This window comes from Vasconcelosia minhoensis LEGE 07310, from assembly GCF_015207255.1.
Taxonomy (GTDB): Bacteria; Cyanobacteriota; Cyanobacteriia; order Phormidesmidales; family Phormidesmidaceae; genus Vasconcelosia; species Vasconcelosia minhoensis.
The window spans coordinates 1-6,859 of sequence record NZ_JADEXG010000115.1 but is presented as its reverse complement, the minus strand read 5'-3'; the positions used below and the strand labels follow the sequence as shown (position 1 = coordinate 6,859).

Annotated in this window: 7 protein-coding genes; 2 read left to right on the top strand and 5 right to left on the bottom strand. The window is 59.6% G+C overall.

Features of this window, described 5'->3' with window-relative positions:
* The 3 genes from IQ241_RS24575 to IQ241_RS24565 all read right to left on the bottom strand — a co-directional run.
* On the bottom strand, window positions 1–915 hold a 915-nt coding region (locus IQ241_RS24575), incomplete at its 3' end, for a cobalt-precorrin 5A hydrolase (RefSeq protein ID WP_193912352.1).
* A 3-nt stretch (window positions 916–918) separates the two neighbouring features.
* Window positions 919–3,711 carry a preprotein translocase subunit SecA gene (secA, locus tag IQ241_RS24570; protein WP_193912350.1) on the bottom strand — a complete coding sequence of 931 codons (2,793 nt, stop codon included), beginning with the start codon at window positions 3,709–3,711 and terminating at the stop codon, window positions 919–921.
* A 162-nt stretch (window positions 3,712–3,873) separates the two neighbouring features.
* On the bottom strand, window positions 3,874–4,425 hold the full coding sequence (locus IQ241_RS24565) for a diheme cytochrome c (RefSeq protein WP_228022072.1): 552 nt from the start codon (window positions 4,423–4,425) through the stop codon (window positions 3,874–3,876).
* A 213-nt stretch (window positions 4,426–4,638) separates the two neighbouring features.
* On the opposite strand from IQ241_RS24565, the gene IQ241_RS24560 reads away from it, so the two are divergent.
* Window positions 4,639–5,100 (top strand): GNAT family N-acetyltransferase, encoded by a 462-nt coding sequence (locus tag IQ241_RS24560; RefSeq protein WP_390622494.1) that lies wholly within the window; start codon window positions 4,639–4,641, stop codon window positions 5,098–5,100.
* A gap of 25 nt (window positions 5,101–5,125) precedes the next feature.
* Here IQ241_RS24560 and IQ241_RS24555 read toward each other — a convergent pair whose 3' ends face one another.
* The gene (locus IQ241_RS24555) at window positions 5,126–5,368 is read right to left on the bottom strand and encodes a hypothetical protein (RefSeq protein ID WP_193912344.1); all 243 of its coding nucleotides are present in this window, start codon (window positions 5,366–5,368) and stop codon (window positions 5,126–5,128) included.
* A gap of 64 nt (window positions 5,369–5,432) precedes the next feature.
* Complete coding sequence (locus IQ241_RS24550) at window positions 5,433–5,780, bottom strand: antibiotic biosynthesis monooxygenase (RefSeq protein ID WP_193912342.1); 348 nt, start codon at window positions 5,778–5,780, stop codon at window positions 5,433–5,435.
* Between the two features lie 172 nt (window positions 5,781–5,952).
* Between IQ241_RS24550 and IQ241_RS24545 the strand changes: the two genes are divergently transcribed.
* A complete protein-coding gene (locus IQ241_RS24545; protein ID WP_193912340.1) occupies window positions 5,953–6,810 on the top strand; it encodes a transporter substrate-binding domain-containing protein in 858 nt (285 codons plus the stop codon).
* The last annotated feature ends 49 nt before the right edge of the window (window positions 6,811–6,859 follow it).

Below are 6,859 nucleotides of genomic sequence, written 5' to 3'. Positions count from 1 at the left end.
GAGCTGGGCGGCGGTGAAGGTGCGGAGGGGCCAGCGGTGCTTTTGGCAGAGGCTGAGCAGGCCGGGTTCGTCGGCTTTGAGGTCGAGGCTGGCGATGCCCGCGATCGCGCCCAGGGCCAGGTGATTCTCCCGGAAAACGGTTTCAATGGCTAGCTCAATCAGGGCTTCGGGGGTGCCGCGCTCGCAGCCGATGCCGACCCAGAGGACGCGGGGATGCCACTGCACCTTAGGCAGATTTGGGGGAAAGTCTGAGTCGGGGGAAAACTGACGCTGGATCGGGCTAATCCAGATGCGGGCCTGCGGTGGGGGCTGGTCGCGGCAGTCGGCAAATTCGGGGGAGCCGAACTGGTAGGGGTGGCCGGGCGGCAGGTGGGACTGCCAGAGGTCGGTGCCGCAGTCCTGGAGGATTTGAACGGAGGCAGAACGCGCGATCGCGGCGCTGACGCCGGTCCAGTCGCCGCTGCCTTTGGTCCAGCCAAAGGGCCGACCTAAAACGTCAATCCCGGCTAAGTCCAACCGGTTAGCGGCTCCGGTTAAAACAGGCTGGCTATCCAGACAATGGCTGACCTGCTGCGCCAGCCGGTCGGCACCGCCCTGATGGCCGCCGCAGAGGCTGATCGCAAACTGGCCGCCTTCGTCAATGACGATGACTGCCGGATCGGTCGCCTTATCGGTGAGCAAAGGTGCAATCAGCCGCACGACGGCACCGCTGGCCAGACAGAAAATAAAGCCGTCGTAGTTGGCCCAATGCGCGGCTAAAAATTCGCGCAGAGAGCCGGAATAGGTTTCGTAAGACAGGTTTGACGGCGCATCGGCTAGCGTCGAGGGCAGCCAGAGCTGAGCGTCTAGCGTTTGACAGATAGGGATCAGGCAACGCAGTCCCGCAGGCGTTGTTGTAATCGCAGCATAGGGCACCGGTTAGACAATCTGCTCAGTCTGTCGGACCGCGGGCTGCGGCTGCGGCTGGAACTGGAAGAGCGTATAGACCACGTTGCGGCGAATGCCCGTCATCATGTCCAGGAACAGCTCATAGCCTTCGCTCTTGTACTCAATTAGCGGATCCTGCTGGCCATAGCCGCGCAGGCCAACGGTTTCGCGCAGGGCGTCCATCTGCTGCAGGTGCTCACGCCAGAGGGTGTCGATCTGCTGGAGGATGAAGAAGCGCTCGGCTTCGCGCATCAGGCCGGGCTTGATCTGGTCAACCTGGGCCTCCTTCAGGTCGTAGGCAATCCGCACCTGCTCGTAGAGGAAGGTCTTGATTTCGCCCATGGACAGGTTCTCCAGCTGGTCAGGGGTGAGGTCAGACAGCAGATAGACAAACTCCTGCACCTTGCCGACAACGCTGGCCAAATCCCATTCTTCCGACGGCAGCTCCGGGTTGACGTAGGCTTCGACGATATCGCTCATCGTCTTCTCGGCGTAGGCAATCACCAGCTCCTTCAGCTCCTGGCCCTCCAGCACCCGCCGCCGCTCGGCGTAGATGGCGCGGCGCTGGTTGTTCATCACCTCGTCATACTCAAACACCTGCTTGCGAATGTCGTAGTAGTAGGTCTCGACCTTCTTCTGAGCGCCCTCCAGCGAGCGGGTGAGCATCCCCGACTCGATCGGCATGTCTTCTTCCACCTTAAAGGCGTTCATCAGACCGGCCACGCGATCGCCGCCAAAAATTCGCAGCAGATTGTCTTCCAGGCTGAGGAAAAAGCGGGTGGAGCCGGGATCGCCCTGCCGAGCGGCCCGTCCGCGCAGCTGGTTATCGACGCGACGCGACTCGTGGCGCTCGGTACCGATTACGTGCAGGCCGCCCAGCTCAACCACTTCGTCATGCTCAGCCGAGGTAAACTTTTCGTACTCAGCCTGCACCTGGTTGTAGACCTCTCGCAGCCGCTGTACGACGGGGTCATCTGTCGGGGCCTTTTCAGCGGCAACCGCCAGCTTATCTTCAGCCGTCAGCTCGGGCAGACTCTGCTCACCATAGGTTTTAACGGCAAAATCGACCGCTTCGCGTAGAGCTCGCTCGGCTTCCGGTGAAAGCTCAGTCGGAAAAATCTGCGGCGAGGCTTTCCAGGTTTTGACCTTTTTTCCCGGCTCAAATCCCTGCGCCTCGCGCTTGTTGCGGGCGGCGGAGATGCGGGCACCGCCAAAGCTATCGTCGTCTTCGGGCTTGACAATGCGGGGCATCAGGTATTCCCGCAGCTTCAGCCGGGCCATGTAGTCTGAGTTACCGCCGAGGATGATGTCGGTACCGCGACCGGCCATGTTAGTCGCGATCGTCACCGCGCCGCGCCGGCCGGCCTGGGCTACAATCTCAGACTCGCGCTCGACGTTTTCCGGCTTGGCATTCAGCAGATTGTGCTCGACCTTGAGCTGGCTGAGCAGACCCGAGAGCAGCTCGGACTTTTCCACGCTGGTGGTGCCGACCAGGACGGGCCGCCCGGTTTCGTGCATCTCAGCGCATTCCTGCGCGATCGCGTTCCACTTGCCTCGCTCATTCTTGAACACCACGTCGGCCACATCGCGCCGCGCCCGGGGCCGGTTGGTGGGAATGATTGTGACTTCCAGATTGTAGATTTTTTCGAATTCAGCTTCTTCCGTCTTAGCGGTGCCAGTCATGCCCGACAGCTTGGGATAGAGCAGGAAGAAATTCTGATAGGTAATCGAAGCCAGGGTCTGGGTTTCCGGCTGGATCTCGACATGCTCCTTGGCCTCAATCGCCTGGTGCAGGCCGTCGCTCCAGCGCCGCCCCGGCATCACCCGGCCGGTAAACTCATCGACGATCACCACTTCATCATTGCGGACGATGTAGTTGACGTCCTTAGTGAATAGCTCCTTGGCCTTAATCGCGTTGAAAATGTAGTGTGCCCAGGGATCCTTGGGATCGAACAGGTCGGTGACGCCGAGCAGCTGCTCCGCCTTTTCGAAACCCTCATCGGTCAGCAGCACGTTGCGGGCTTTTTCATCCACCTCGTAATCTTCATCGTCGCTCTGGAGGGCTCTCGCCACCTCAGCCGCCTGGGTGTACTTTTCGCCGGGGCGCTCGACCTGGCCAGAGATAATCAGCGGCGTCCGAGCCTCGTCGATCAGGATGGAGTCAACCTCGTCAATGATGCAGAAATTGAAGGGCCGCTGCACCACGTCTTCCATTTGGGTGGCCATGTTGTCGCGCAGATAGTCAAAGCCAAATTCGCTATTGGTGCCGTAGGTGATGTCGCAGGCGTAGTTTTTCTTCCGCTCCATCGGGCTCATGCCCTGCTGGATCAGACCTACGCTCAGGCCCAAAAAGCGATGTACCTGCCCCATCCATTCAGCGTCGCGGCGGGCCAGGTAGTCGTTCACCGTGACGATGTGAACCCCCTTCCCCGAGAGCGCATTCAGATAGGCCGGCAGCGTCGCCACCAGGGTTTTGCCTTCCCCCGTCTTCATCTCAGCAATCTGGCCGTCGTGCAGCACCATGCCGCCAATCAGCTGCACGTCGTAGTGGCGCAGCCCCAATACCCGCTTCGAGGCTTCCCGAACCACGGCAAACACTTCGGAGAGAATATCATCCAGGTCTTCGCCGCTGGCCAGCCGCTGCTGAAACTCAGCCGTCTTGCCCGACAGCGCCTCGTCCGACAGTCCCTGGACGTCCTCCTCCAGCAGGTTGATCTCTTTGACGTCGGGCTGGTATCGCTTGAGCTTACGAGCGTTGGGGTCGCCTAGAAGTTTTTTCAGCATGTCAGACAAATGAAACGGCGGCGGAACTGGAACAGTCAGCTATCTGAATTTTATCGGTAAAGCCCATTCTTGGCGGGCGGCGGGTCGGACGGTTTACCCTAACGGGCCGCTCTCTCGACTGAAGCGATGGATAAGCCTCACCCAGATTAGATTCAGACCTCTTTATGGTATCACCTGAGTCTGCGCCTCCCAGGAGCCGAAGTTTTGGTTCTCAGCCCCCAGATGACAGCTGGCGCAGCTGCTGACCCGGACCGGCTGCGGCAGCTCCATTTGGGGATGCAGCGCATAAAAGTAGTCCGACTCCGCTACCCGGTAGGGCAGGTCCTCAGAAGGCCGATTGGGCCGCGAGTAGGTGCGCAGATAGCGGACGATGGCCTGCCGGTCAAACCGCCATAGGGGTTCCAGCATAACGCCGTAGTGGGCCGTATCGCCGAGCACCTGCTGCCAGGTCTCGGTCGGTAGGACGGCGGGCGGCAGGGCCACGTGGCAGGTACTGCAATTTTCCACATAGAGCCGATAGCCCACCGCATAGTCAGGCGCAACCGGATCGACCATACCAATGGGTGATTCATTCAGCCCGTCGGGAGGTTCTACCGCCTGAGCCAGCCCCCAGCCCAGAGCAATACTCCAGACCCCGATCAGCCCGGCCACAATCCCCAGACGGAATAGACGACCCTTCCTGCAGCGCTGCCAAAAACGCCATCCCCACTGCATGAATTTAGCTACAGGCGAACGAAATGTCATGGAACTTAAATATCAGCGGCTAAAAGGGCAGTTCACAAGCGGCGCGGTTTTGCGATCACCGACTATCCTGAAAGATGGTTTCCTAAAGTTACGTAACGCTCTAATTCTGACTGATTTGGGAGGATTCACCAAACGATGACCCAGGCGATAACCCAGGTAACGTCCCAGGCCAAGGCTTCATCAATTGACTATCGGCATATTCAATTTCGCTACACCGACACTCTGAGCGAAGCGACGCTAGCCCAGCTTTGCACATTGTTTGACGCCGCCGCCTTCTGGGCCAACCGCCGCCGACCTGAGGATCTGGCCACCGCCATCGCCAATAGCCACCCCGTCGTCACCGTTTGGGACCGCGATCGCTTAATCGGCTTTTCCCGCGCCACCTCCGATGGCGTCTACCGCGCCACCATCTGGGACGTGGTCATCCATCCCGACTACCAGGGCGCTGGGCTGGGCCGCAAGCTGGTGCAGACTGTCCTCAGCCACCCCCACGTGAGCCAGGTCGAGCGGGTCTATCTAATGACCACCCATCAGCAGAGCTTCTATCAGCGGATTGGCTTTGAGGTCAACAATACAACGACGATGGTGCTGTTTAATCAGCCGCTGGAGGCTTTGGTGGGAGTAGAAGCGGGAGAGATAGCGTAAAAAACTTTTTTACGCTATCTCTCTATTAACTCTCTTCTGCCTCAACTCGCTGCCGCGAATCCCCCCAATAGGCACTGTAAGTCCACTCCTCTTCCAGGCCCTGATCCTCTTTCTTCCAACGGTAGATCGCGATCTTGGGATCGACGCCGACTTCGATGAGCTTGGCCCCCATGTAGTATTCCATCTGCTTGAGGGTGCGATCGCGGTAAAACGCGGACTGATTTTTGGGCAGGGTACGCGACATGTGGGCTTGGGTATGCTTGGCCATTTTGAGCGACGGCGGGGTTAAAAATACTCACCATTATGCCGCTTAAGCCAATCGGGGTCTAGGTTCAGCGGCTGGCGGCGGCAAGCATTTCGGGAATCAGGCCGATCTCGCTGCAAACTTCGTAGATTTTGACCTCAGGCGGCTTTACAAAGAGGGCAGAGATCTCCTGCATCGCCTTTTGGTAGATCTTGTCCTGATGCTCCGACATATCGCTGATGTCGTCCCAAAAAATGACCGCAATGCCGCGATCGCTGCCGGGTTCTTGCAGCAGGTAAGCGCCTTTGCAGCGGGGGCCATAGGTTGAAACGGCCTGCTCATAGAGCTGCCGGGCTTCGGCAAAGCGCCCGGGCTGAAATTCGCCAATCGCCACGTAGGCCTGCTTGTGCTTAAGAAAGTCGGAAAATTCGCTCATGGTTCCTCGGGGGTGATTACGCAGATCCTAGTGTGACCTATGTTACGGATCGGGCCAAGGGGTCTGAGCAGATTTTTAACGGGAAACCAGCCTGACCACGAGCGCCACCGGGTTGATTTACAATTCAGGCGGGGCAGACGGTGAAAATTGAGGGATAGCAGGACGAGTTTAGGTGAAGCGATCACGGTTTGTTAAGGGCTTTCTCACAAGTTTTCTCACGGGCATCGGGGCAGCGGCGATCTCTGCCTGTAGCCGCCAGTCTGAGCCAGAAGGGGACGCCCCCGCCGCCGGGGAGCCCGGAGCCAATGCGGCAACTGCGGCAGAAGAAGCGGCGGAAATTGCCGTCACAGGCCCCTGGAAAGTTGCCCTGGCAGCGGGCTTCTCCCCCTTTGTCAAAGTCCAGGCCGAGGGACGGCTAGAAGGCTTCGACGTAGACTTGATTACGGCCATCGGCGCTGCCCTGGGCGTGACCCTACAGCTGGAGCTGCTGCCCTTCGACAGTCTGCTGCCGACGCTTCAGGCAGGGCGGGCGGAAGTGGCGCTGGGAGCGATTCCGATTACGCCCGAGCGAGCCGAGTCAGTCAACTTTTCCCAGCCCTATTTCGACGCTGGGGTGGCGATCGCGATCGCCACCAGCCGCACCGACATCGCCGACCTTCAGGACCTGCAAGACCAGCAGGTGGCCGTCGTCCTAGACACCGCCGGCGCCCAGCTGGCCCTAGACATTTCCGGCTCTACCCTCCAGACCTTTGAGACCGACCGGCAGGCCCTAGAAGCGGTTTCGACCCGCAAAGCCGACGCCGCCCTGGTAACGCTGCCAGCAGTCCTAGACGCGATCGCGGCCGAACAAATCTCCGGCATTAAACGAGTCGGCGACCGCCTCACCCGCGAACAGTACGGCATCGCCGTCCCCAAAAGCAGCGACGACCGCCTAGCCGCCATCAACCTCACCTTGGAGCGCCTCAAGTCAAACGGCACCTACGCCGATTTATATGAAAAATGGTTCGGCCCCAGCAGCCTTGCCCAATAACAGGAACCAGGGGCTTGGAAACCAATCCCCTACCCATACCCCATCACCC

What these genes read in the sequence shown, in the direction of transcription:
- secA (WP_193912350.1), bottom strand. Translation starts at nt 3,711, where the DNA reads ATGCTGAAAAAACTTCTAGGCGACCCCAACGCTCGTAAGCTCAAGCGA.
- IQ241_RS24565 (WP_228022072.1), bottom strand. Translation starts at nt 4,425, where the DNA reads ATGCAGTGGGGATGGCGTTTTTGGCAGCGCTGCAGGAAGGGTCGTCTA.
- IQ241_RS24555 (WP_193912344.1), bottom strand. Translation starts at nt 5,368, where the DNA reads ATGGCCAAGCATACCCAAGCCCACATGTCGCGTACCCTGCCCAAAAAT.
- IQ241_RS24550 (WP_193912342.1), bottom strand. Translation starts at nt 5,780, where the DNA reads ATGAGCGAATTTTCCGACTTTCTTAAGCACAAGCAGGCCTACGTGGCG.